The 26,062-nt window shown below is 41.9% G+C and carries 22 protein-coding genes; 15 read left to right on the top strand and 7 right to left on the bottom strand.

The window, feature by feature from the left end; all coding sequences use genetic code 11:
• The coding region (tpiA, locus tag RCH62_RS05190) for a triose-phosphate isomerase (RefSeq protein ID WP_306474790.1) at positions 1 to 602 on the top strand (602 nt) is incomplete at its 5' end.
• 78 nt (positions 603 to 680) lie between these two features.
• On the opposite strand, the gene RCH62_RS05195 is transcribed toward tpiA, so the two are convergent.
• Genes RCH62_RS05195 through RCH62_RS05210 form a run of 4 tightly spaced genes read right to left on the bottom strand, consistent with a single transcriptional unit; the run spans position 681 to position 5,188 of the window.
• Positions 681 to 1,856 carry an aminoacyltransferase gene (locus tag RCH62_RS05195; protein ID WP_306474791.1) on the bottom strand — a complete coding sequence of 392 codons (1,176 nt, stop codon included), beginning with the start codon at positions 1,854 to 1,856 and terminating at the stop codon, positions 681 to 683.
• Between the two features lie 8 nt (positions 1,857 to 1,864).
• Positions 1,865 to 3,079 carry an aminoacyltransferase gene (locus tag RCH62_RS05200; RefSeq protein ID WP_023027076.1) on the bottom strand — a complete coding sequence of 405 codons (1,215 nt, stop codon included), beginning with the start codon at positions 3,077 to 3,079 and terminating at the stop codon, positions 1,865 to 1,867.
• Positions 3,079 to 3,888: a sugar-phosphatase gene (gene yidA, locus RCH62_RS05205; protein WP_154853404.1), complete on the bottom strand. Its 810-nt coding sequence runs from the start codon at positions 3,886 to 3,888 to the stop codon at positions 3,079 to 3,081. The genes RCH62_RS05200 and yidA overlap by 1 nt, the downstream gene beginning before the upstream one ends.
• Positions 3,878 to 5,188, bottom strand: coding sequence for an HD domain-containing protein (locus tag RCH62_RS05210; protein ID WP_048688696.1), 1,311 nt, complete (start codon positions 5,186 to 5,188; stop codon positions 3,878 to 3,880). Before RCH62_RS05210 ends, yidA begins: the two co-directional genes overlap by 11 nt.
• Positions 5,189 to 5,298: 110 nt before the next feature.
• On the opposite strand from RCH62_RS05210, the gene RCH62_RS05215 reads away from it, so the two are divergent.
• The 3 genes from RCH62_RS05215 to RCH62_RS05225 all read left to right on the top strand — a co-directional run bounded on the left by RCH62_RS05215 (position 5,299) and on the right by RCH62_RS05225 (position 9,352).
• Positions 5,299 to 5,682 carry a DUF1934 domain-containing protein gene (locus RCH62_RS05215; protein WP_023023839.1) on the top strand — a complete coding sequence of 128 codons (384 nt, stop codon included), beginning with the start codon at positions 5,299 to 5,301 and terminating at the stop codon, positions 5,680 to 5,682.
• Between the two features lie 193 nt (positions 5,683 to 5,875).
• Entirely contained in the window at positions 5,876 to 8,560 is a 2,685-nt protein-coding gene (locus RCH62_RS05220; protein ID WP_306474792.1) for a cation-translocating P-type ATPase, read from the top strand.
• Positions 8,561 to 8,683: 123 nt separating this feature from the next.
• A complete protein-coding gene (locus RCH62_RS05225; protein ID WP_006595935.1) occupies positions 8,684 to 9,352 on the top strand; it encodes an MIP/aquaporin family protein in 669 nt (222 codons plus the stop codon).
• A gap of 56 nt (positions 9,353 to 9,408) precedes the next feature.
• On the opposite strand, the gene RCH62_RS05230 is transcribed toward RCH62_RS05225, so the two are convergent.
• On the bottom strand, positions 9,409 to 10,266 hold the full coding sequence (locus RCH62_RS05230) for a metallophosphoesterase (RefSeq protein ID WP_195611761.1): 858 nt from the start codon (positions 10,264 to 10,266) through the stop codon (positions 9,409 to 9,411).
• A 197-nt stretch (positions 10,267 to 10,463) separates the two neighbouring features.
• On the opposite strand from RCH62_RS05230, the gene prfB reads away from it, so the two are divergent.
• From prfB to ftsX, 3 genes are all read left to right on the top strand, one after another.
• Positions 10,464 to 11,559 (top strand): peptide chain release factor 2 gene (prfB, locus tag RCH62_RS05235; RefSeq protein ID WP_125335983.1). Its coding sequence is split into 2 segments (ribosomal slippage): positions 10,464 to 10,535 and positions 10,537 to 11,559, totalling 1,095 coding nucleotides; the frame shifts between segments, so codons are not numbered across the junction.
• A gap of 42 nt (positions 11,560 to 11,601) precedes the next feature.
• Positions 11,602 to 12,294 carry a cell division ATP-binding protein FtsE gene (gene ftsE, locus RCH62_RS05240; RefSeq protein WP_006595938.1) on the top strand — a complete coding sequence of 231 codons (693 nt, stop codon included), beginning with the start codon at positions 11,602 to 11,604 and terminating at the stop codon, positions 12,292 to 12,294.
• Positions 12,287 to 13,213, top strand: a complete 927-nt coding sequence (gene ftsX, locus RCH62_RS05245; RefSeq protein ID WP_048714915.1) for a permease-like cell division protein FtsX — start codon at positions 12,287 to 12,289, stop codon at positions 13,211 to 13,213. The genes ftsE and ftsX overlap by 8 nt, the downstream gene beginning before the upstream one ends.
• A 39-nt stretch (positions 13,214 to 13,252) precedes the next feature.
• On the opposite strand, the gene RCH62_RS05250 is transcribed toward ftsX, so the two are convergent.
• A complete protein-coding gene (locus RCH62_RS05250) occupies positions 13,253 to 13,894 on the bottom strand; it encodes an MBL fold metallo-hydrolase (RefSeq protein ID WP_306474793.1) in 642 nt (213 codons plus the stop codon).
• A 158-nt stretch (positions 13,895 to 14,052) separates the two neighbouring features.
• Here RCH62_RS05250 and RCH62_RS05255 point away from each other — a divergent pair, with 158 nt between their 5' ends.
• The 8 genes from RCH62_RS05255 (at position 14,053) to RCH62_RS05290 (ending at position 25,068) form a co-directional block, all read left to right on the top strand.
• Positions 14,053 to 16,512 carry a bifunctional DnaQ family exonuclease/ATP-dependent helicase gene (locus RCH62_RS05255; RefSeq protein ID WP_306474794.1) on the top strand — a complete coding sequence of 820 codons (2,460 nt, stop codon included), beginning with the start codon at positions 14,053 to 14,055 and terminating at the stop codon, positions 16,510 to 16,512.
• Between the two features lies 1 nt (position 16,513).
• On the top strand, positions 16,514 to 17,521 hold the full coding sequence (locus RCH62_RS05260) for a YeiH family protein (protein WP_306474795.1): 1,008 nt from the start codon (positions 16,514 to 16,516) through the stop codon (positions 17,519 to 17,521).
• 16 nt (positions 17,522 to 17,537) lie between these two features.
• Positions 17,538 to 18,782, top strand: coding sequence for an FtsW/RodA/SpoVE family cell cycle protein (locus RCH62_RS05265; RefSeq protein WP_306474796.1), 1,245 nt, complete (start codon positions 17,538 to 17,540; stop codon positions 18,780 to 18,782).
• Position 18,783: 1 nt separating this feature from the next.
• Positions 18,784 to 19,341, top strand: coding sequence for a DJ-1 family glyoxalase III (locus RCH62_RS05270; protein ID WP_048789358.1), 558 nt, complete (start codon positions 18,784 to 18,786; stop codon positions 19,339 to 19,341).
• A 179-nt stretch (positions 19,342 to 19,520) separates the two neighbouring features.
• Complete coding sequence (locus tag RCH62_RS05275) at positions 19,521 to 20,084, top strand: HAD-IA family hydrolase (protein WP_006595945.1); 564 nt, start codon at positions 19,521 to 19,523, stop codon at positions 20,082 to 20,084.
• Positions 20,085 to 20,096: 12 nt separating this feature from the next.
• Entirely contained in the window at positions 20,097 to 22,046 is a 1,950-nt protein-coding gene (gene gyrB / locus RCH62_RS05280; RefSeq protein WP_048789359.1) for a DNA topoisomerase (ATP-hydrolyzing) subunit B, read from the top strand.
• A gap of 86 nt (positions 22,047 to 22,132) precedes the next feature.
• A complete protein-coding gene (gene ezrA / locus RCH62_RS05285; protein WP_048789360.1) occupies positions 22,133 to 23,857 on the top strand; it encodes a septation ring formation regulator EzrA in 1,725 nt (574 codons plus the stop codon).
• Positions 23,858 to 23,949: 92 nt separating this feature from the next.
• A complete protein-coding gene (locus tag RCH62_RS05290; RefSeq protein WP_048789361.1) occupies positions 23,950 to 25,068 on the top strand; it encodes a glycerate kinase in 1,119 nt (372 codons plus the stop codon).
• Between the two features lie 323 nt (positions 25,069 to 25,391).
• Here RCH62_RS05290 and RCH62_RS05295 read toward each other — a convergent pair whose 3' ends face one another.
• Positions 25,392 to 25,835, bottom strand: coding sequence for a DUF1694 domain-containing protein (locus RCH62_RS05295; protein WP_048789207.1), 444 nt, complete (start codon positions 25,833 to 25,835; stop codon positions 25,392 to 25,394).
• Positions 25,836 to 26,062 lie beyond the last annotated feature (227 nt).

A 26,062-nucleotide genomic window follows, 5' to 3' on the forward strand; every position in this document is an offset into this window, starting at 1 on the left:
CTGCTGCTAAAGGTTCAAACCTTAAAGTTGCTGCTCAAAACTGCTACTTTGAAAACGCTGGTGCCTTCACTGGTGAAACTAGCCCACAAGTTTTGAAAGAAATCGGTACGGACTATGTTGTGATCGGTCACTCAGAACGTCGTGATTACTTCCACGAAACAGACGAAGACATCAACAAAAAAGCAAAAGCAATCTTTGCTAATGGTTTGCTTCCAATCATCTGTTGTGGTGAAAGTCTTGAAACTTACGAAGCTGGTAAAGCGGCTGAATTCGTAGGTGCTCAAGTATCTGCTGCTTTGGCTGGTTTGACTCCTGAGCAAGTAGCTGCATCTGTTATCGCTTATGAGCCAATCTGGGCGATCGGTACTGGTAAATCTGCATCACAAGACGATGCACAAAAAATGTGTAAAGTGGTTCGTGACGTTGTAGCTGCTGACTTCGGTCAAGAAGTAGCTGACAAAGTACGTGTCCAATACGGTGGTTCAGTGAAACCTGAAAACGTTGCTGAGTACATGGCTTGTCCAGACGTTGATGGAGCTCTTGTTGGTGGTGCATCACTTGATCCAGAAAGCTTCTTGGCATTGTTGAACTTCGTAAACTAATCGAAAATATATAAGACGAGAGATTTCTCGTCTTTTTTTATCTTAAAAAAACCAGCTAGTAAGCTGGCTTTTGTTTTTTTATGAGCGTCCTAAGATTCGTTTGATCAAGGACAAGGCTTTAAATTTCAGAGGATTTGGGTAATAACGGAAGGTTCCCATCTTACGAACGATATAGCCATTGAAGTTTTGTTTAAAACGAAGAACGCCGTCTGAACCGTCGAAGATCCCTTGAATACCAAGGAAATTGTATAAGGTGATTCCTTTTTCTAGTGCACGCTTCATGGCATGGTATTGAATCAAGAAGGCTGCAGAGAATTTCTGATATTTGGTATACGAACCACCAAACAAATAGGTCACTTCTGATGGATTATAGATGATCAGGGCGCAGGCTAAGGGTACTGTTTCAACCGTTTCGTCCGCCAAGGTCTCCCGGACAATTGTCTTTTGTTTCTCTAATTTTTGCAATTGTTGCTCATATTGTTTGGATGAAGGATTGAGCAAGGAAATCTTCTGGTCTAAGTAAGCGATTGCATCTGCTGTATTGATTTCAGCAATGAGAAATTCTGCTTTGTCTCCAAAGGTATCATAGAGATCGTAGTAGTAGTCCAGGCTCTTGTCTTCAAAGCCTTGACGTTTTCCAGTTTCCTCAATAATTTGTTTAAACTGAGGGATCTCATCTCTACTAATATTTCGGATGGAAATGTCATAGTTAAGGGCAGTCGTAATATTACGGCTACAGTTTTTGTTGAAGGATTTTAGGAGAGATTTCGCATCATAATCAGTTAGGTCTTTCAGATAATGCCAAACAGGTTCTCCTCCTGGATAGCCTACTTGTAAGCCATCAAATTGATAGCCAAGATCCAGTAATGAATGGAGAAGTTGTTTTTGCTCTTCTTCGGTCGGGTTTCCATTGCTATCGAAAACTTGATAGTGGTCATAAGGTTTTAAAATAAATTCGATACCACCATTTTCTTTTACATAATCCTGCAATGCTTCGTAAAAATCTGGTAGGTAGCGAGCATCCGTCACGATTGGTCCACTATTGATTTCGTAATGCAAGCCTCCTGTCATGGGTAGGCTATATAAAATGGCAGAGATAGCTAATGTTCCTTGCTCTTTCCATCCAATATATTGAATAGTTGCGCCTCTTTTTTGAAGCAAATCAGCCATTTCAATACTCTGTAAAAAAGAGTGATTGGAAGTAGTAAGAGAGTGTTGGTAAAATTCTTCCCTACTAATAATATTGAATGTCATAGGTCACCTTACTGTTTATTTCTTAGTTTTTTTCGTAATTGATAGGCCTTGTTAACAAGGGGATAAAGAATACTTGTTGGGAGGTTGAATTCGCCAACAAATTCTTCGATCATTGGATTAAATTTTGACTTGAAGTGGTAGAGTCCTCCATCTAAATGGTTCTCAACTCCTCCCATATTTTGCCAATCAGCTCCACGGTCAAAGGCATGCTGGGCTGTTTCATACCAAGTCAAAATAGCTGGTTGATAACGGCGGAAGTTCTCATCCATCCCTGCATAGACATTCTCTGAAGTGCCTCCAAATTCAAGAGTCAAGGTTCCAGAAAGAGAAACGATTTCTTGGCCGTCTTTTAGCTCTTGATTGAGAAATTGGATTTCTTCTTCCAAACGTTCTTTTTCTTGACGGTTGTTGTCAATCTTGCCTGGTTTTGTTTTTTCGTTAAAACGACTAGCTTCTGCTTGATTTTTTTCCAGTTGCTCTTTGAGTGAAGCAAGGCGTTGAGCCAAGTTAATTCTTGATAGAGTGATGTAAGATTGTCCTGCATAGGTTGTTAGCAGTTTCTCATAATAGTCTTTTCCACGAAGATGGATACCTTTACGAGCCTCTGTTTTTTTCATTAGAGCTGCAAATTCGTCTAAGAGTTCAGTGCCTCCAAAGATGACTTCGACTCCTTTATTTCGGGCGGTCCGAATGGCTTGCTTGGTGGATTTAGACAGTTGGTCCTCTGTGAAGTATTCCTTGTAGATATTGGCCTGGAAACGTGGTTGAATGGTTTCCCCCATATCTTCCGTCCGACCAACCCATTCCACTCCACATTCTTTTAAAGATTGGATAATCTCTAAAGTAGCCTCTTGATCCTTTGCCTCTTGGCCAATTAACCCTTTTCTAAGGAAAAGAGAGGGATCAAATTTGGCGAAAACAGCTCGCTTACTTTTAGCATATGTTTTGATGGATTGGAGCATAAAGGACACTAATTGGCTATTTTGGTAATCCATTATAGGTCCACGTGGGATATAGAGCATAGTAAAACCAAGTGGGAGTGGTTGGATTAAAATACTTGCAACTGCAACTAGTTTTTGATCTTGGTAAATCCCAAGGCGTTCATTGCCCCAGTTATCTTTGATCTTTGCCCAATCTGAGCTTTGAAGCAAATTGGTTTGGGGGCTATTTTTAACGAATTCATCATGTTCTTCGGCTGTAATACCGATTTTATAACTATACATTAATGGAGTACCCACTTTCTAAGGGCGTAAGCGACACCCGACTCATCGTTGGAGCGCGTGACGACTTTAGCGATCTTTTTTAATTCAGGACTGGCATTGTCCATTGCTACAGGGAGACCAGCAACCTCTAGCATAGCCTGGTCGTTTTCTTGATCTCCGACCGCCATCACTTGGTCCGGACTTAGGTTTAACTTGGACGCTAACTGTAAGAGGGCTTGACCTTTATTTACTGTCTTAGGTAATATCTCAAGGTAAAAAGGTGCGGAACGCACAATCGTAAATCGATCGTAAAAATTATCCGGAATAGCGGAGAGGACCGTTTCTAAGATGTCTGGTTCATCGACATACATACACTTGAGAACCGTATGGTGCTCCATTTCTTCAGGAGTCCGATAGAAAAGATCCGAGTGGACCAATTTGGCTTCATGGACGGTATAGGTACCAATGTTACGATTAGCTGTATAAATGCCAGACTTGGTACTAGCGTGCATAGGAACAGCCAACTTACGAGCTAGCGCTTCAATATCCAAATAATCGTTGTAGGAGAGGTGTTCTTCATAGAGAGTTTCACCAGTGTGGGCGTCTTGAATCAGTCCCCCATTGAAGGTGATGACGAGGTCACCTGGTTGATCCAAATGAAGTTCCTCCAACAATCGAAGGACACCAGAACGAGGACGACCAGTTGCTAAGACAACATGAACCCCTTGAGCTTTGGCATCTTGGATAGCCTGGAAAACTTCGGGGGTTACTTGGCCGTCAGACGTTAAAAGGGTTCCATCGATATCCAAGGCAACAAGTTTAATGTTCATGTTTCTCTCCTGTGAAGGTATCGTTAATAATATAGGACTGGAATAATTGTAGTTGAGGTGTAAACAAGCTATTTTCAAGCAACATTTCTTTCGGGAAATAGAAGCGGTTATCCCCTTGTCTACTACCAGCTAAGGAAGCAACGATAGGAGAGAGTAAGGATAGCTCAGCTAATTTACCATCCTTTTGGATGATCTCAATTTGAGTACGAGGTTTTTCTGAATCTGGTCGGTAAACGTCGTAAGGAAGGTCAAAGTTTCGATGGATAGCTGTATAATAGATCGGATCAAAACCAACCTCTTGAATCAGTTGTTTGAGAGCAGCTAATTGTTTTTCATCCTTATCTTGAAAGAGAATGGATTTGAAAACCTTGCGATTGATAAAACGCTGGGCCAAATCAGAGAGAACAGAATCAGGACTCTCCATCCAAGATTGAAAATAGGTATTCATGACGCCGTCGTCCAAAGCCAAGTAATCGGCAAGGTTCACTTGGTGTTCAAAGAATGGAATCAAGCGAGGTGAAGTCGCGTGAAAGAACTCCTTGTGCGTAGCATAGAGATGACGTGCTCGCTTGAGTAGGTTTTGCAATAGGACTTCCATTGCTCTAGTGGCTGGGTGAAAGTAGACCTGCATATACATTTGGTAACGAGAAACAACATAATCTTCAACCGCATGCATCCCATTGACCTGAAAGGCAATCCCGTTTTCTACTGGACGAATAACACGCAAAATACGAGTTAAATCAAAGTTCCCGTAAGAGGCACCAGTGAAGTAGGCGTCTCGTAGAAGGTAATCCATGCGATCGACATCAATCTGACTAGAAATTAACTGCACCACTTGTTTATTAGGGTAGGTGTGGTCGATAACACTGGCAACCTTTTGAGGGAAATCTGGAGCTACTTGAATTAAAATCTGGTAGATTTCCGTTTCAGGACAGGTAATGATTTCCTGGGTCATTTTTTCATGATCTGTATCAAATAGTCCTTCAAAGGTATGTGAATAGGCCCCGTGTCCAATGTCATGGAGCAAGGCGGCAACCATGGTAAGGAGGGATTCACTCGAGTCCCATTGGTCGGTGTATTTCTCATCAAAGATAGATAAGATGCGACGAGCAATTTCGTAGGCTCCTAGACAGTGCGAAAAACGACTATGCTCGCCCCCATGAAAGGTAAACCCGGAGGTTCCCAACTGTTTGATGCGACGTAGTCGTTGAAATTCTTTTGTATTAATGAGCTTGTAAATGACTGGGTGATCCACGTGGATATAGTTGTGCACAGGATCCCGAAATACTTTTTCATTCATGCCTCTATTATAGCAGAAAACGGCCTAAATTGGTATCGAGAGATGGTTGCAATAGGAAAAATAAAGAAGTTTTTGGTAAAATAAAGGAAAGAGGGAAAGGATGGGAACTTTTGAAAATTAGAATACAAAATCAGATTCAATTTGATGATCAACTCGAAGTGATGGATCAATATTACGAAGGGGAATGGAAGGAAAAGGGTGGCTATCACTATCTGCTTTACGTCAACGAAGAAGGAGAAAAAGTAGCTTTGAAATTCCATGATCAAGAATTGACCATGACTCGCTTCTCAACTCCAAAATCCATCATGAAATTTATGGCTTCAGAGAAAGGTCATGCACTCATTCCAACTCCCCTAGGCATGCAGCAATTTGTGATTGATACCAAGGAATATGTATTGGAGCAAAATAAGCTTGGTTTGTCCTATCAGTTGTTGACGGCAGATGAAAGTCAGCAATTCGCTACCTATCACTTAGAATTGACTTGGGAAGACTAGTTTATCAGTAGTTTTTCTTGATTTTTTTACGAGTTGTGGTATAATGAAACCACTCAAGGGAGTAGCTGGCGGATTTCCCGCGATAGTGTCGTCATTCCGAATTATTTCCGGCACTATATTAAACAGCGAGACTTGTTTTTTTAAAAAACAGGTCTCTTTTTTTGTAAAAGAGGCCAAAAAGGAGGAGACTATTTTGTCAAAAGAACAAAATAAAGACTTGTTTTACACGCAAACTGCAGAAGAAGTCCTAAAGAATTTGGACTCATCTATCGAAGGTTTGTCAACTGCTCAAGCTCAAGAACGCTTAGCGACTTATGGTCGAAATGAGTTGGAAGAGGGCGAGAAACGTAGCCTACTAGCTAAATTCCTTGATCAATTTAAGGATTTGATGATTATCATCTTGCTTGCGGCAGCGGCACTTTCTGTTATTACAGAAGGAATGGATGGTTTAACAGATGCCTTGATCATCTTGGCCGTAGTTGTCTTGAATGCTGCCTTTGGTGTTTACCAAGAAGGTCAAGCAGAAGCGGCTATCGAAGCTCTGAAAAATATGTCTAGCCCGATGGCACGTGTTCGTCGTGATGGTCATGTCATTGAGATCGACTCAAAAGAATTGGTACCTGGAGACATCGTCTTGCTAGAAGCTGGAGATGTCGTGCCTGCAGATATGCGTTTGTTTGAAGCAGCTTCCCTTAAAATTGAAGAAGCAGCTCTTACAGGGGAGTCTGTGCCAGTTGAAAAAGATGTGACAGGACTTGTTGAAGCAGATGCTGGTATCGGGGATCGTGTTAACATGGGTTACCAAAACTCAAATGTAACTTATGGTCGTGGGATTGGTGTCGTAACAAACACTGGTATGTATACAGAAGTTGGTAAGATTGCAGATATGTTGGCTAATGCCGATGAGACTGAAACACCATTGAAGCAAAGCTTGGAACAATTATCTAAAGCCTTGACTTACTTAATCGTTGTGATTGCGGTCATTACTTTCTTGGTTGGTGTCTTCGTTCGTGGTGAACATCCGTTGGAAGGCTTGATGGTTGCGGTAGCCCTTGCGGTTGCGGCGATTCCAGAAGGTCTTCCTGCCATTGTAACCATCGTTCTCTCTTTGGGAACAACAACCCTTGCCAAACGTAATTCGATTGTCCGCAAATTGCCAGCGGTTGAAACGCTTGGTTCAACAGAAATCATCGCATCTGATAAAACAGGTACTTTGACCATGAACCAAATGACGGTTGAAAAAGTTTATACCAATGGTCAATTGCAAAGCTCTGCAGCTGAGATTGCTGCTAGCAACAATACTCTACGTATCATGAACTTTGCTAATGATACCAAAGTGGACCCATCTGGCAAATTGATTGGGGACCCAACTGAGACTGCTCTTGTACAGTTTGGTTTGGACCACAATTTTGATGTTCGTGAAGTCTTGAAGGATGAGCCTCGTGTGGCTGAATTGCCATTTGACTCAGACCGTAAACTCATGTCGACCATTCATAAGGAAGCTGACGGTTCATACTTTATCGCTGTTAAAGGTGCCCCTGACCAATTGCTCAAACGTGTGACGCGTATTGAAGTCAATGGAGAAGTTCGTCCCATCACAGAAGAAGACAAGAAAGCTATCCTTGCAATCAACAAAGCCTTGGCCAAACAAGCCCTTCGTGTCTTGATGATGGCTTATAAGACAAGCAAGGAAATCCCAACCTTGGAATCTGAAATTGTTGAATCTGACCTCATCTTCTCTGGTTTGGTCGGTATGATTGACCCTGAGCGTCCAGAAGCTGCAGAAGCTGTACGTGTCGCTAAAGAAGCAGGTATCCGTCCGATTATGATCACTGGTGACCACCAAGATACAGCTGAAGCCATTGCCAAACGTCTTGGAATCATCGATCCAAATGATACAGAAGACCACGTCTTTACAGGAGCTGAGTTGAATGAACTCTCTGATGAAGAATTCCAAAAGGTCTTCAAGCAATACTCTGTTTACGCTCGTGTATCACCTGAGCACAAGGTTCGTATCGTGAAAGCATGGCAAAAAGAAGGTAAGGTTGTTGCTATGACAGGTGACGGGGTTAACGATGCGCCTTCACTTAAGACAGCTGACATCGGTATCGGTATGGGGATTACAGGTACAGAAGTTTCTAAGGGAGCTTCTGATATGGTCCTTGCTGATGATAACTTTGCAACCATTATCGTAGCGGTAGAAGAAGGACGTAAGGTCTTCTCAAATATCCAAAAATCAATCCAATACCTCTTGTCTGCCAATATGGCTGAAGTTTTCACCATCTTCTTTGCAACATTGTTAGGTTGGGATGTGCTTCAACCAGTGCATTTGCTATGGATTAACCTGGTAACAGATACGCTACCAGCCATCGCCCTTGGTGTGGAACCAGCTGAACCAGGTGTCATGACCCACAAGCCTCGTGGCCGTAAGTCTAACTTCTTTGATGGCGGTGTCTTCGGAGCTATCATTTATCAAGGGATCTTCCAAACGATGCTAGTTTTAGGTGTTTATGGTTGGGCTCTTCTCTTCCCAGAGCACCAAAGTCATACTGAAATCCATGCGGATGCCCTTACCATGGCTTTTGCAACTCTCGGTTTGATCCAATTGCTCCATGCCTTTAACGTTAAGTCGGTTTACCAATCGATCTTTAAAGTGGGACTCTTTACCAACAAGACCTTTAACTGGTCTATCCCAGTTGCCTTTGTTCTCTTTGTGGTGACAATTTTGGTTCCTGGATTTAATAATCTCTTCCACGTGTCACATTTGAGTTTGACTCAATGGATGGTGGTCGCTGTAGGAGCGCTTATGATTGTAGTCCTTGTTGAGATTGTCAAAGCAATCCAACGAGCACTTGAAAAAGATAAAAACGCTATTTAAACGCGTATCAAAAGTCATCTTCGGATGGCTTTTTTGTGTACAGAAATGTCTGGGCATATTTCTTGAGGCAAGACTAGATTTTTGATAAACTAGACAACAGTTTGAAGAAAGGAAACTTATATTATGAAAAAGTTTTTTGCTGAAGTAATCGGCACATTTATGCTTGTTTTTATCGGGACTGGCGCCGTTGTTTTTGGAAATGGGACTGAAGGTCTTGGGCATTTAGGAATTGCCTTGGCATTTGGTTTGTCCATTGTTGCAGCTGCATACTCTATCGGGACTGTTTCTGGTGCTCACTTGAATCCTGCTGTTTCGATTGCTATGTTTGTCAACAAACGCTTGTCATCTAAAGACTTGGTTAACTACATTGTAGCGCAAGTAGTGGGAGCTTTCCTTGCGACTGCTTCTGTCTTTTTCCTTTTGTCCAATTCCGGTATGTCAACAGCTAGTCTTGGTGAAAATGCCTTGGCTAAAGGAGTAACTCCATTTGGCGGTTTCTTGTTTGAAGTGATTGCATCCTTTATCTTTATCTTGGTCATCATGACAGTGACATCAGCTTCTAAAGGAAACGGGAAAATCGCTGGTCTTGTCATCGGTTTGAGCTTGACCTTGATCATTCTTGTTGGTTTGAACATTACAGGTCTTTCTGTAAACCCAGCTCGTAGCTTGGCTCCTGCACTCTTTGTAGGTGGTGCAGCCCTCCAACAAATTTGGATCTTTATCCTTGCCCCAATCGTTGGTGGTGTCTTGGCAGCGCTTGTTGCAAAGAATCTCCTTGAAACTGAAGCTTAAGCCATTTTAACGAAAAAAAGATTTCGATTCCCTATGGGGTCGAAATCTTTTTCTTTTTAGCAGTCAAGGATGGTTAAAGCCTGACGAAATTCGCTTGCTAACTGCTGTCTTTTGTATTGATGAAATTCAGGTAAGTCTTTCACAGCGTTGTAGCGTTTATGAAGACGATACATGTGAGGGATCTTGTACTGTGGATAGGCCTTGAAAAAGTCTTCTGTCAGTTGCCATTCTCGAATATAGCCAAGAGGCCGCATGTGATAATGGATGTTATCGATGGCTCTGGAAGGATGGCGATGATGCAAGTGTCCGAAGACGACATCCGCTATCTCGTGCTTTACAAAGAGATCGTGAAAAGCTTGACTACCTAAGAAGGCGTTAAATTTCTGAAAGTAGGGGTGGCTAACGAGGAAGTCCTTGTGGGGGACAAAGTGAAGAGCGACGATGATTCTACCATCTAAAGAAGCGAGGACCTGATCCAATCGGAAGAGGACTTCTTGCGTGATCCTTGGGTCATCTAAAGGACGTTCCAATCTTCGATCAAACCAGAAAGTATTCTTGGTACGTAGATGGGCCTCCTTGCTCTTTTCAGGAACAAAGCTATAATCGTACCATCCAGCAAGAGATACTAAATGGTTATCCCCAAAGGTCTGGACCTGAAAATCGTACTGTTTGATTTCTTCTTCTGAAAGAAATAGCATATCGTGATTGCCCAGGTTAAAGGAGACAGGAAGCTGTCTTTGGAGGTCCTGAATGAAGGGAAGGCTTATCTGTTTAAAGTCATTAGAGATGTCTCCAGCTAGATGAAGGTGATCAATCTGTTCTTCTTGTAGGACCTGCAGGAGTTGCATGCGTTCGGCCTCGCCAAACTGATTGGAATCCAGGTGCAGGTCACTCATAAAACCAATACGTGTCATATCACTAGTGTATCATAAGTTGATGAGAAAGAGAAAGGTAACCAACATGTAACAAATCTAACAATTATGTAACAAGGGAGGTGACAACGGTCTGGTTCTATGCGATTTTTGTAAGGTAAACCATTCTTACTATCTCTTACTATGTGCAAATGACGGGGTTTGTGGTATAATAGACTGATACTTAGAAAGAGGTACTTATGGATATTTCAGAAATCCGTCAGAAAATTGACGCGAATCGTGAAAAATTAGCTTCTTTCAGGGGGTCTCTTTGACTTAGAGGGTCTGGAAGAAGAAATTGCCATTTTGGAAAACAAAATGACAGAACCTGATTTTTGGGATGATAATATTGCGGCGCAAAAAACATCCCAGGAATTAAATGAGTTGAAACAAACCTATGAGAATTTCCATCAAATGACAGACTTGTTTGATGAATCCGAAATCCTTCTTGAGTTTCTCTCAGAAGATGAATCCGTTCACGAAGAGCTAGAAGATAAGTTGACAGAGTTGGATAAGATGATGACCAGTTATGAAATGACGCTTCTCTTATCAGAACCCTATGATAATAATAATGCAATCTTGGAAATCCATCCGGGATCTGGTGGTACTGAGGCTCAGGACTGGGGAGATATGCTTCTTCGGATGTATACCCGCTTCGGAAATGCTCATGGCTTCAAGGTGGAAGTCTTGGACTACCAGGCAGGAGACGAGGCTGGGATTAAATCCGTTACCTTGTCTTTCGAAGGACCACATGCCTATGGCTTGTTGAAATCTGAAATGGGCGTTCACCGTTTGGTACGGATCTCGCCATTCGACTCAGCTAAACGTCGCCATACATCCTTCACGTCAGTTGAAGTGATGCCAGAATTGGATGATACCATTGAAGTGGAAGTCCGAGATGATGATATCAAGATGGATACCTTCCGTTCGGGTGGAGCTGGTGGACAAAACGTCAACAAGGTTTCTACAGGTGTTCGTTTGACTCACATCCCAACAGGGATTGTAGTTGCTTCGACGGTTGACCGGACTCAGTACGGAAACCGTGATCGTGCAATGAAAATGTTGCAGGCGAAACTTTATCAATTGGAGCAAGAAAAGAAGGCAGCTGAAGTAGATTCCTTAAAAGGTGATAAAAAAGAAATCACCTGGGGAAGTCAGATTCGCTCCTACGTCTTTACACCATATACCATGGTGAAGGATCACCGTACAAGCTATGAAGTAGCCCAAGTTGATAAAGTAATGGACGGAGATATTGATGGCTTTATTGATGCCTATTTAAAATGGCGTCTCAATTAAAGTCCTCCTTCTATATAAAATGTGGAAAGGAATTTTCAATACATGTCAATGATTGAAATGAAAGATGTTGTCAAAAAGTATGACAACGGAACGACAGCTCTTCGAGGAGTGACCGTTCATATTGAACCAGGAGAATTTGCCTATATTGTAGGACCTTCTGGTGCAGGTAAATCAACCTTTATTCGCTTGCTTTACCGTGAGGTGAAGCATGATAAAGGTAGCTTGAAAGTTGCTGGTTTTGATTTAGATAAAATCAAAAAACGCGATATTCCGATGTTGCGTCGGAACGTTGGGGTAGTCTTCCAAGACTACAAATTGCTTCCTAAAAAGACCGTATATGAAAATATTGCCTACGCAATGGAAGTAATCGGAGAGCGTCGTCGCAACATTAAAAAACGCGTTATGGAAGTTTTAGACCTTGTTGGTTTGAAACACAAGGTTCGTTCCTTCCCAAATGAGCTTTCAGGTGGTGAGCAACAACGGATCGCTATCGCGCGTGCCATCGTCAACAATCCTAAAGTATTGATTGCGGACGAACCAACAGGGAACTTGGACCCAGATAACTCTTGGGAAATTATGAACCTCTTAGAGCGAATTAATTTGCAAGGTACCACTGTTTTGATGGCGACTCATAATAGCCAAATTGTAAATACACTTCGTCACCGTGTTATCGCCATTGAAAATGGCCGTGTTGTACGGGATGAAGCGGAAGGAGAGTACGGATACGATGATTAGAAGATTTTTCCGCCATCTCATTGAATCATTTAAAAGTTTAAAACGGAATGGCTGGATGACCATTGCTGCAGTTAGTTCGGTGATGATTACACTTGGACTTGTAGCGATTTTTGCCTCAGTTATTGCGAATACGATCAAGCTATCAGATGATATTCAAAATAGTGTACGGATTGTTGTCTATATGCGCAAGGATATCCAAGATCAAAGCCAGCAGATCGAAAAAGAAGGCCAGATGGTTGATAATGAGGACTACAAGAAAGTCTATAATGCGTTGACAGCCATGAAGAATGTTGATAAAGTTGAGTTCTCCAGCAAGGAAGAACAATATGAAAACTTGATCAAGACTGCCGGTAATAACTGGAAAATTTTTGACGGAGATGCCAATCCACTCTATGATGCCTATTTTGTAGAGACAACGGCTCCTAAGTATGTAAAAGAAGTTTCCAAGGCCGCTAAGAAAATCGAAGGGGTGTCTGAAGTAAAAGATGGGGGAGTTGATACTCAACGTCTCTTTGCTCTCGGGAACTTCATCCGTATTTGGGGCTTGATTGGTGCCGCTTTACTAATCTTTATCGCGGTCTTCTTGATTTCTAATACGATTCGGATTACCATTATTTCACGAAGTCGAGAAATCAAGATTATGCGTCTGGTAGGTGCTAAGAGTGGCTATATTCGTGCGCCATTCCTTCTGGAAGGTGCCTGGATTGGCTTGATTGGTGCAATCCCGCCAGCCCTCTTGCTTTATTATGTCTATAATATTGTCTACAAGTCTATGTACAATACCCTACAAGATCAGAAATTGTTCTTATATAGTCCAAACCTTCTTGTTCCGATTATGGTCGGAGGACTGTTTGGTCTCGGTATTTTAATTGGAGCACTTGGCTCATCTATTTCAATGAGACGTTTCTTGAAGATTTAAGATTATACAAAAAAGGAAGTTCAAAAGAACTTCCTTTTTTTATCGATTTCGAAAGAAGGGATTAAACATTTTTTCATGACCGATAGTGGTATCATTCCCATGTCCTGGGTATACTGCATAAGAGGATGGAAGAGTGAGCAATTGTGTCTCAATACTTTCAAGGAGTTGGGGTCCGCTTCCTGTCGGCAAATCGGTCCGTCCAATAGTTTCTCGGAAAAGGGCATCTCCTGTCAAGACAAGGTGGTCATCAGGAAAGACCAAGGAGACCCCTCCGATGGAATGTCCTGGTGTGTGAAGGACATAAAAATGGAAGTTCTTCAAACGATAATCTGTTCGATAGTCAAAAAGCTCTTCGGCTGGCTGACAGACCACATCCATTAAATCAGAATGGCGGTCTAAACCAGAAAGATTGTCCACAGGACTTTGAAGCCAAGCTGCTTCATGAGCATCTACATAAACAGGTGGATGGCCATAAGTTTCCCGCACCTTCTCTAAACTCATGATATGGTCGTAGTGGGTATGGGTGAGGAGAATAGCAGCAATTGGTTTTGCGAGTTGATCGATGCGGATGCGAATTTGTTCCCAAGCACTCCCGGGATCAACGACCAGAAGATAGTCCTCGTTTTCAAGCAAGTAGGTGTTTTCATAAGCGATGGGATTGACAATGCGATGGATTTTCATAAGAGCTCCTTTCTCTATTAGTCTATCAAAAATATTGTAAAATAGCTGACTAAAACGCCTCTAGAAACCGAGGAATCGTCGCTTGGCTGGATTTGGTCCTTTCAATGTCATAAAATACCAAGCAAAGCGAGTCGGAAAATGATATAATTTTAAGTGCTATGACGACGAATGTTAAAAGAAAATATGCTGTCGTGGACCTGGAAGCGACCAGTGCAAGCAGCAATGCAAAAATTATTCAAATCGGGATTGTCATCATTCAAGATGGGCAGATTGTAGAGACCTATGAGACTGATGTCAATCCGCATGAGGAACTAGACGAACATATTCGCCAACTGACTGGGATTACCAATCAGCAACTCAGGAAGGCCCCTGACTTTTCACAGGTGGCCAGACAAGTATACGAACTGATTGAAGATGCTGTCTTTGTGGCTCATAATGTCAAATTTGATGCCAATCTCTTGGCAGAATCATTGTTTTGGGAAGGCTTTGAGCTCATAACCCCCCGGATCGATACGGTTGAATTGGCCCAAGTCTTTTTCCCAACATTAGAAAGATACAATTTAAGTAGCCTGTGTGAAGAATTGGCGATTCCTCTAGACCATGCTCACTCAGCTATTTCTGATGCGCAAGCAACCGCCCAGCTATTTCTTAAGCTTCGTGAAACGATTGCTTCCTTACCAAGGGAGTTGGTTGAAACCTTGCTATCATTTTCTGATAATCTGATTTACGAGTCGAGACTCTTGATAGAGGATGCATTCGAGGATGCGGGAGCTTTTCATAAAGAGGACTTGACATCTCACCATGGGATTTTTCTTCGTAAGCCTCTGATCAAAAGAGATGCCAAGAATTTTTCTGATCAGTTTGCTATTAATATCCAGTTAATGGGCATGGAACCCCGTCCCTTGCAGCAAGAGTTTGCCCAGTCAATTGAAGAAAGTCTTCAGTCTTCAAGAGAAGTAGCAACCTTTATCGAGGGACCTACTGGGATTGGAAAAACCTATGGCTACCTCCTTCCCTTACTAGCGCATACAAAGGACCAGATTGTTGTCAGTGTTCCAACCAAGGTCTTACAAGACCAGATTATGCAGCAGGAGGCTAAGATGATTGAGGACGTTTTTCAGACTTCTTTTCATAGCCTAAAGAGTCCTCAAAATTATTTAAAACTGGATGAGTTCTTTCGAATCTTGCATGAACCAGAGGAAAATCGTCTATGGAATCGGTTTAAAATGCAATTGCTAGTCTGGTTGACCCAAACAAGGACGGGTGATCTAAACGAAGTAGGACAGCTCCATCGTTACGGGAATTTTGTTCAACGAATCCGTCATGATGGGAAACTATCAAAAAAATCTTTATTTTACACAGAAGATTTTTGGCGTCTCGGTCAAGAAAAAGCCAAAATGAGTCGAGTCTTGCTCACCAATCATGCCTATTTATTGACTCGATTAGAGGATGATCCTTCTCTAGTAGAAAATCGGACTCTAGTGGTGGATGAAGCACAAAAACTTTATTTTTCATTGGAGCAGTTTTCAAGGGCTTCCTTATCCTTATCGGATTTCATGCTAGATCTGCAACGTGAGATTGAAATAGAAAAATCCTTGTTGAAACGGCGGATCCTTGAAAGTCTCCAATTTGAATTGAATGCTCTACTCAAACATCTTGAATCGGGTAGCAGAAAGGTCGAATTAACACCGGAACAGGTGAAAAAAATTCGCCAGGATTTATCTGAACTAGATAGTCCAGTCTTGGCTGCATTAAAAACGGTCTTTGATCCTCGTTTTCAAATTTTTTGGATTGATCGTACACAAGAGAATCAGCATCCGATAATTCGCTTGCAGTCTGGAAGAGAGGGCTTGGTTTCCCTTCAAGACTTTATTCCAACAACTACCAGACTTCTCTTGGTCTCAGCTACCTTATCCATTAGTAAAAAGGTCAATCTAGCCTCGATTTTAGGAATTGAGAATTACCAATTCATTGGGAAAGAACTGTCCTATCATCAAGGGCAAACCATCTTCATCGATCGAGAATTTCCTGATTTGGCCAATTTGACTCAAGAGGAATTAGCTGGCTCTTTAGCAAGGTATTTGGATGATCTAGCAGCTACTGGCTTGCCTCTCTTTGCCTTGTTCACTTCCAAGGACTTGCTATTAGCAACTTCTCAGTTGATGACAGTGGGTCATCTGGCTCAGTATAAGAATGGTGAAGCAGCAACTATTAAACGCCGATTTGATAGAAGGGAAGCTTCCGTCCTTTTAGGATCCGGTAGTTTTTGGGAAGGGGTCGATTTTGCCCAGCAAGCAAAAATCATTCAAGTCATTCCTCGCATTCCTTTTGATAATCCAAGTGATTTCTTCGTGCAAAAGCTGCATGAAACCTTGCGTCTAGAAGGGAAAAATCCTTTCTATGATTATAGTTTGCCACTAGCTATCTTACGCTTGAAGCAGGCTCTTGGACGCTCGAGTCGTTCGAGCGAGCAAGAATCTCTGGTCATTTTATTAGATCAACGCTTATTAAATCGTCAATATGGTTCGCAGATTCAAGCTAGTTTAGAGAAAATAGCTCCTCTTGTCATTGCTAAGACAGGAGAAGTAAAAGAAGTTGTTGAACAATTTAGGAGTTAACATGAATCAAAAACCCAATGGAACTCAGTATGTTCCCGGTGTCTTGCTAGCCGCTCTCACAGCAGGACTATCTATGGTGTTAGGAAAAGCAGTACCTATCCTTGGCTCTAGTCTCTTTGCTATCCTATGTGGCATCCTCTTGAATGCTAGTCAACTCTTGCCTCAAAATAGTAGGCCGGGACTAGCCTATTCAGGGAAAAAACTCTTGCAATATTCCATTATCTTAATGGGCTTTACCTTGTCCTTTCAAAAGGTGACCCAATTGGGCCTGTCTTCTTTGATCATTAGTTTACCGACCATCAGTATTGCCTTTCTCTCTGCTTTTGCAATGGGCTACCTCTTAAAAGCTCCAAAGATCTTAACAGCCTTGGTTGGAATGGGGACAGCTATTTGTGGAGGCTCTGCAATCGCGGCAGCCTCTCCCGTTCTAGAAGCTGATGAAAATGACATCGCTCTGTCTATGTCGACCATCTTTTTCTTTAATATCCTAGCGGTTTTCCTCTTTCCTTTCTTTGGTCACCTCCTTGCTATGACGGATCGGCAATTTGGTTTTTGGGCAGGAACAGCTATTAATGATACCTCATCTGTTGTAGCGGCCGCATTTTCCTATAGTAAAGCAGCGGGTGAAGTGGCTACGGTTGTAAAGTTGACCCGAGCCCTGATGATTATTCCAATCTGTTTTGGGATGTTGGGACTAAAACTACTAGGACGGTCGAAACAGGATCGAGAAGGCAAGCAAGTGGCATTGAGTAAAATTGTTCCTTGGTTTATTTTTTACTTCCTTTTGGCTTCTTTAGTGACGTCCTTTGGCTGGTTTCCAAGTTATTGGATTCCCTTCTGTAAATGGTTGTCACAATATTTGATGGCTATGGCCTTGGTTGGCATTGGAAGTCAAGTGTCTATTCAGGCCTTCCGTAAGCAGGGGGTTGCTCCTCTCCTCATCGGCCTTGTGGCCTGGCTAGCTGTATCCATTTCTAGTTTGCTACTTCAACACGTTTTAGGAATCTAAATGAAAGGGAGATGAAATGAAGAGACGTAAGTCTTTCAAACTTAGAGGAGATTTCTCCTTGATCACCACTGTTTTGTTATTATTAGCATTTGGTGTGGTGGCAGTCTACATTGCAGTTTCAAATGATTATCCTGACTTGGTTTGGTCTATTTTAGGCCAACAGGTTGCCTGGATTGTTTTAGGATGTATGATTAGTTTTGTCGTTATGCTCTTTAATACAGAATTTTTATGGAAAGTAACGCCCTATTTGTATGTCTTTGGCTTGGTCTTAATGGTCTTGCCCCTTTATTTTTACAACCCAAACCTGGTTGCTTCGACCGGTTCTAAAAACTGGGTGGCCTACAAGGGGATCAGCCTCTTTCAGCCATCAGAATTTATGAAAATTTCTTATATTTTGATGGTCTCTCGTGCGATTGTTCATTTTTTACGAAACAATAGGGAAGAAGATCGGACGCTAAAAAAAGACTTTTTTCTCATTCTCCAAATTGTTGCCTATACCATACCGGTCCTAGGGCTTCTAGCCTTTCAACATGATTTTGGAACCTCCTTGGTATTTATGGCCATCTTCTCAGGAGTAGTCCTTATTTCAGGGGTCTCTTGGAAAATCATTTTACCAGTCTTTTTGACCCTCGCAGGTGGAATTGCTCTCTTTTTGGCCGTCTTTCTATCCGACGGTGGGCGGGCCTTTCTCCATCAAACTCTGGGGATGCCCACCTATCAGATGAACCGCATTTTAGCCTGGTTGAATCCTTTTGATTATGCACAAACCATGACCTTCCAACAGGCTCAGGGACAGCTGGCCATTGCCAGCGGTGGTCTATTGGGGCAAGGTTTTAATGTATCTAATCTGTTGATCCCGGTCAGGGAGAGTGATATGATTTTTACGGTCATCGCGGAAGATTTTGGATTTGTAGGAGGACTGTGCCTCCTTCTCTTATACATGTTTCTAGTTTATAAGATGTTGCGCATTACTCTGAAATCCAATAATCAATTTTACACCTATATCTCAACTGGTTTCATCATGATGTTGGTCTTCCACATATTTGAGAATATTGGGGCTGTAACTGGGATCTTGCCTCTCACTGGAATTCCCTTGCCTTTTATCTCACAAGGAGGATCCGCTATTGTGAGTAACCTTATTGGGATTGGCTTATTGTTATCCATGAGCCATCAAAATAGAGTGAGTGAAGAACGGAAAAAAGAAAGTCGACTATTGAGACAGAAACAATTGAGTCGACTACACGAGAAAGGAATAATTTGATATGACAAAAGTAGCAGTGATGTTAGCAAGTGGTTTCGAGGAAATCGAAGCTTTGACCGTTGTCGATGTCTTGCGAAGAGCAGCAATCGAGTGTCAGATGGTTGGATTTGATCAAGTAGTTACAGGGTCCCATGGTATCACAGTGAAGGTAGATGAGGTCTGGTCCGGTTCGTTGGATCATTTTGATGGCATTGTCCTTCCAGGAGGGATGCCGGGAGCAGCAAATCTACGCGACCATGAAGGCTTGATCCTGTCTTTAAAAGAAGCCCATGAACAAGGAAAAAGTCTAGCAGCTATTTGTGCAGCTCCGATTGTGTTGGATCGAGCTGGACTACTTGATGAAAAACGCTATACCTGCTATGATGGCTTCGAAAAAGAAATTGGAACAGAGCATTATGTGAAGGAAGCAGTGGTTCAGGATGGTCACATCTTGACCAGTCGGGGTCCTGCAACAGCACTTGCTTTTTCCTATGCCCTGGTCAACCATTTTGGTGGAGATGCCACGGCATTGAGAGAAGGGATGCTCTATCAAGATGTTTTTGGAACATCGGCCCCATAGTTGTTGAGAAGAAAAATGAAGGTAGGAAAATTCCTGTCTTCATTTTTTTATAGGCTAGTTTTATCAAAATATAAATGCTTTTTGAATGAAAGTAAAACAGGTGGGAGATGACTGTAAAAAAACCTTTAAAACATTGACTTTACAAGCAATTTTTTGAAAAATATGGTATAATTGAAGCTATGGATTATCATGATTTTATATGGGATCTTGGTGGGACTTTATTGGACAATTATGAGACCTCTACAAAAGCTTTTGTAGCGACCTTACAGTATTTCCAAAGGGAGGCTGATCATGATTCCGTTTATGCAGCTTTAAAGGTTTCCACGGATTATGCTGTTCAGCAGTTTGCCTCAGACCTTCCAGACTTTTTGGGAGAGTATAAACAGCGAGAGAAAGAAGCTCTTGAAATCCCCTGCTTATTCGAGGGGACTGAGGAGTTATTGCATCGTCTGACAGCAGTCGGAGCCCGTCATTTTTTGGTTTCTCACCGTGACCATCATGTAGAGACCATCTTAGAAAAAACAGGGATTCGTCATTACTTTACAGAAGTTGTGACAGCTGATGATGGTTTTCCACGTAAACCAGATCCTACGTCCATGTTGTATCTAAAAGACAAGTATGCGATTGAGTCTGGCTTGGTGATTGGAGATCGCCCAATCGATATCGAAGCTGGTCAGAGAGCTGGCATGGCGACCTATTTGTTCGACTCAATGGATCAATTAAGTGCCTATATTTTTAATTAGAAAAGGGAAAGAATGACAGAAGAATTGAAGCAAGAAACGACTGGTCAAGAATATGATGCCAGTCAGATTCAGGTTTTAGAAGGTTTAGAAGCAGTTCGGATGCGTCCGGGGATGTATATCGGATCCACTTCTAAAGAAGGTCTTCACCATTTGGTCTGGGAAATCGTCGATAACTCAATCGATGAGGCCCTTGCAGGATTTGCTAGCCATATCGAAGTCTTTATCGAAGCGGACAATTCGATTACAGTCGTCGATGATGGACGGGGAATTCCGGTTGACATTCAAGAAAAAACGGGTCGTCCAGCGGTTGAGACTGTCTTTACCGTTCTCCATGCGGGAGGAAAATTTGGCGGTGGTGGTTACAAGGTGTCTGGTGGACTCCATGGAGTTGGATCATCTGTCGTAAATGCCTTGTCGACTCAGTTAGATGTTCACGTCCATAAGAATGGCCAAATTCATTACCAAGAATACAAACGCGGACAAGTCGTTGCAGATCTTGAAGTGATTGGTGAAACAGATCGAACTGGTACAACCGTTCATTTTACTCCAGACCCAGAGATTTTCACAGAAACCACTGAATTTGACTTTGACAAGTTGAATAAACGGATTCAAGAATTAGCCTTTTTGAACCGTGGTTTACGGATCTCGATCACGGACAAGCGTGAAGGGCAGGAGCAAACGAAAGATTACCACTATGAGGGTGGGATTGCTAGTTATGTAGAATACATCAACGAAAACAAGGATGTCATCTTTGAAACTCCGATTTATACCGATGGAGAATTGGATGATATCACGGTTGAAGTAGCCATGCAGTACACGACTGGTTATCACGAAACCGTCATGAGTTTTGCCAATAACATCCATACCCATGAAGGGGGAACTCATGAACAAGGTTTCCGTACAGCTTTGACCCGTGTTATCAACGACTATGCGCGTAAGAATAAACTTCTCAAAGACAATGAAGAAAATCTAACAGGGGAAGATGTCCGGGAAGGGTTGACGGCAGTGATTTCTGTCAAACACCCAAATCCACAGTTTGAAGGACAAACCAAGACCAAACTTGGAAACTCTGAAGTGGTGAAGATTACCAACCGCTTGTTCAGCGATGCCTTCTCTGATTTCTTGTTGGAAAATCCGCAGATTGCTAAGAAAATTGTCGAAAAGGGAATTTTGGCTGCCAAAGCGCGTGTTGCTGCTAAGCGCGCCCGTGAAGTCACCCGTAAGAAATCTGGTTTAGAAATCTCAAACCTTCCTGGTAAATTAGCAGACTGTTCATCTAACAATCCAGCTGAGACAGAACTCTTCATCGTCGAAGGAGACTCTGCCGGAGGATCTGCTAAATCAGGTAGAAACCGCGAGTTCCAGGCGATTCTCCCTATTCGGGGGAAAATCCTCAACGTGGAAAAAGCCAGCATGGATAAGATTTTAGCCAACGAAGAAATTCGTAGCCTTTTCACAGCTATGGGAACTGGTTTTGGTGCAGAATTTGACGTATCGAAAGCCCGTTATCAAAAATTAGTCATCATGACAGATGCCGATGTCGATGGAGCTCATATTCGAACCCTCCTCTTAACCTTGATCTATCGCTATATGAAACCAGTTTTGGAGGCAGGCTATGTTTACATCGCCCAACCACCAATCTATGGTGTAAAAGTCGGTAGTGAAATCAAAGAATACATCCAACCAGGAGCCAACCAAGAAGCAGAATTGGCTGAAGCCTTGGAGCGCTATTCTGAAGGTCGTTCCAAACCAACGATTCAACGATACAAAGGTTTGGGTGAGATGGATGATCATCAGCTCTGGGAAACAACGATGAACCCAGAACATCGCCTCATGGCGCGTGTGACAGTTGATGATGCAGCAGAAGCAGATAAAATCTTTGATATGCTCATGGGGGATCGAGTAGAACCTCGTCGTGAATTTATCGAAGAAAATGCCGAATATAGTACACTTGATGTATAAAATTCTGCGATATTTGCCAATTATTCGAATATTTATGATATAATAACTACGATTACTTTCAAGTAATTTAATGAAGGAGTTTTTATATGTCTAGTGGACTAATTATTCTCATTATTGTCATTGGGGTCCTCTTGGTTTTAGGATATGTAGTGGCAGTCTTATTGAGAAAGCGTAACGAAGCCTTACTGGCATCTCTGGAAGAACGAAAAGAACAGTTGTATAACCTTCCGGTAAATGATGAAGTAGAAGAAGTGAAGAATATGCATTTGATTGGTCAAAGTCAAGTTGCATTTCGTGAATGGAATCAAAAATGGGTGGACCTATCCCTCAATTCTTTTGCTGATATCGAGAACAACCTCTTTGAAGCAGAAGGCTACAACAATTCTTTCCGCTTTTTAAAAGCCAAGCAAGCAATTGGAAATATTGAGAGTCAGGTTCAATTGATTGATGAAGATATCAAGGCCATCCGTCAAGCTTTATCTGAATTAAAAGAAAAAGAAGAAAAGAATAGCGGTCGGGTTGTTCATGCCTTGGATATGTTTGAAAACTTGCAAAAACAAGTAGCTTCTGATCCGGACGCATACGGCCCAGCACTTCCCGAAATCGAGAAGCAAGCTGAAAATATTCAAGTTGAGTTTTCAAAATTTGTAACCTTGAATTCATCAGGTGACCCTGTTGAAGCTGCAGAAATTTTGGATACAGCTGAAAACCACATTGTAGCCTTGACGCATATTGTTGAAAAAGTTCCTGCAATTGTGAAGGATGTCCAAACAACTCTTCCTGATCAATTGGAAGATTTGGAAGCTGGTCATCGCAAACTTTTGGAATCTGGTTATCATTTTACAGAGACTGATTTGGAAGCACGTTTCCAACAATTGCATGCAGCTTTGAAAGCCAATCTACAAAATGTTGCTGCTCTTGAATTAGATAATGCGCTCTATGAAAATGAGCAGATTCAAGAAGAAATTAACGCCTTGTATGATATTTTCACTCGTGAAATTGAATCACACAAAGTTGTTGAAAAATTGGTCAAAGCCTTACCAGGTTACCTTGCCCATGCGAAGGAAAATAACAAGCGTTTAGCAGAAGAAGTTGAACGTCTCAGCAAAACATTTGAAAGCAAAGAACTCAAGGAAAATCATTTGAAGGAGTTAGAAGCTGAATTAACAGCTCAAGAGCTCGTTGTAGAAGATGCCTTGAAGGATACATCTGAAACTCAAAAACCCTACTCTATCCTACAAGAAGAGTTAGAAGCGATTGAAGAACGTTTGAAAGAGATTGAAGATGATCAAATTGCATTGAGCGAAACCTTATCTAAGATTGAAAAAGACGACACCAATGCTCGTCAAAAGGTAAATATCTACGCCAACCGTTTACATGCCATCAAGCGCTATATGGACAAGCGGAATTTACCTGGAATTCCTCAATCTTTCCTTACTATCTTCTTCACTGCAAGTGATAACACAGAAGCTCTCTTGGCTGAGTTAGAAGGTCGTCGTGTCAATATTGAAAACGCCAACCGTCTCCTGGATATTTTGACCAACGATATGACAGAGTTAGAGGAAGAAACCTACAAATTAGTACAATATGCTACTCTAACAGAGCAGTTGCTTCAATACTCAAATCGCTATCGTTCATTCGACGATCATGTCCAAGCAGCGTTTGATGAAGCCTTGTACATCTTTGAAAAAGAGTATGACTATCCTGCTTCATTCAAAGTCATTTCAGAAGCATTGGAAACAGTTGAACCAGGAGTAACAGAGAGATTTGTTACCTCGTTTGAAAAAACAAGAGAATCCATTCGATTCTAATCCAAAACATCCAGGAGAATATTCCTGGATGTTTTTTTATGGAGATGAAGTTGTGGTGGGAAAGGGAAGGATAGAAAAAAGGAGATGAGTCCATGAAAGTTTTAATTGCTCCAGATTCATTCAAAGAAAGCTTACCTGCGAAAGATGTAGCGGAAATTATTGCAGAAGGCTTGCGTCAGTCTCTCCTCGATGTAGAACCGCTCACCTGTCCTGTTGGAGATGGTGGGGAAGGGACAGTGGATGCCATCAGCTACTCATTGGGATTGAAGGAAACTTTTACCCTTGTCACAGGTCCATTTGGAGAGCCGGTAGAAATGCGGTATATGGAGAAGGATTCTTTGGCTCTCTTTGAAGTAGCCGACTTGATCGGTTTAGGAAAAATTCCAATTGATCAACGCCGTCCACTTGACCTAGAAACCCGAGGAATTGGTGAACTGATTTGTTATTTAATCAAACAGGGGAAAAAGGAGATTTATATCGGGGTTGGAGGAACCGCGACCAATGATGGGGGGCTAGGTCTTGCAGCAGGTCTAGGCTACCAATTCTATGATAGAGAAGGAAGAGAATTAAAGGCCTGTGGACAAAGTCTTTTAGAATGGGATTCCATCCGTAAAGAGGAAGCGTTCAAGATCCCAGATGATGTCCAGATACAGATCTTAGCAGATGTTTCCAATCCCTTATGTGGACTAGATGGTGCGACCTATATTTTTGGAAAACAAAAGGGGCTCAGTCCCAATATGTTTGAGCAAGTGGATCAAGCTATTTACAGCTTTTACGAAAAGCACTGTCCAAGTATTTTGACTCAAGCAGGGATGGGAGCTGGTGGAGGTCTTGCTGCGGGTCTTTGTGCCTTTGCGCAAGCGAGACTAGTATCAGGGATTGATATCTGTTTAGATTTGATCGACTTTGACTCCAAAGTAGCCAACTCAGACTTGGTCATTGTCGGAGAAGGACGACTGGACCATCAGAGTCTATCCGGGAAAGCTCCGATAGGGGTTGCGAGACGAACCCAAAAAGGGATCCCAGTAATAGCTATTTGTGGCAGTCTTGCAGATGATTTACCAAGTCTCCCATTTGAAAATATAGTTGGTGCCTTTTCTATTACGAAACATCCCGATAGTTTAGAGCAACTTCTGAAGGATGCGAGGGAAAATCTTCTCTTTACAGCTAGAAATATCGGAAATCTATTAAGCATAGAAAAAAGCGGTTAAACCGCTTCAAATTGAAGATAAAGTCTTCAGAAAAACTTTCCTTAGGTGAGTACGGACGTCAGCGAACTTTTTCAAAGTTCCATGACTAATTATTGAGCCTAAGGTCTCAATAATTCCGAATACCTGGAACAATTATGTTTCAGGCATTTTTCTCACAGCGGAAAGTTTTTGATCTTCGTAAATAACTAAAAATTAAAAGTCATTTTTGATAATCATCTAACTGTTTTATGTAAAACAATAGCTTGTCTACATACTCAAGCGGTTAAACCGCTTTATTCCATCTAATGTTTAATACTAATAAAAAGTCTAAGGGACAGCTCTGATCAACCAAACCATTTTTTCCAAAGGGAAGGTTTGGTCGGTTTCTTTTCTTCCTCCCAGAGATCCGCAAAAGTAGAACGGAGGTCCTTGTCAGTAGTGGTAACTGGTGCATCTGTATGAATCACGAGCCCAAAAGGAGAGGAGTCGTGTTCCTCCGAAACAATAGTAGCCTGGCAACCAAATTCTTTTGCTTGTTTTAGATAGCTCAACTGGACGCTAGAATCAACATTTGGAGAAATCTTGACAAAGAGAGGGCTAGCTTGTTCATTCAAGCTTTCCAGCACCTTCAAAAAGCCCTTCTGAAGCTGAGGACTATTGCTTGTTTTTAAATCGGCATATCCTAGAACGCGCTCTTCAAACGTACCTAGAAAGCGACGTTGTTCATCAGGATTTAATTTTAGGCCACCGTTAGCCTTTTCCATAATTTCTTTAGATAGATCAGTCATAAGAATAGTATATCATACTTTAGGTTGAAAATGCCAAACGAATAAAGGCTGTTCCAAACAAAAAGAAAGCGATTTCTTGATAAAGTTAAGGAAAATCTGCACAAAGATAACGTTTTTTCTTGAAAAACGCGTATTTTTAAGGTATCATAGAGGTGTAAAAAATTTAAACTCAAAGGAGAGTAAGAAATGTCAATTATTACTGATGTTTACGCTCGCGAAGTCCTAGA

Origin of the sequence: Streptococcus sp. (assembly GCF_030825805.1) — a bacterium.
In the GTDB taxonomy this organism is placed as follows: domain Bacteria; phylum Bacillota; class Bacilli; order Lactobacillales; family Streptococcaceae; genus Streptococcus.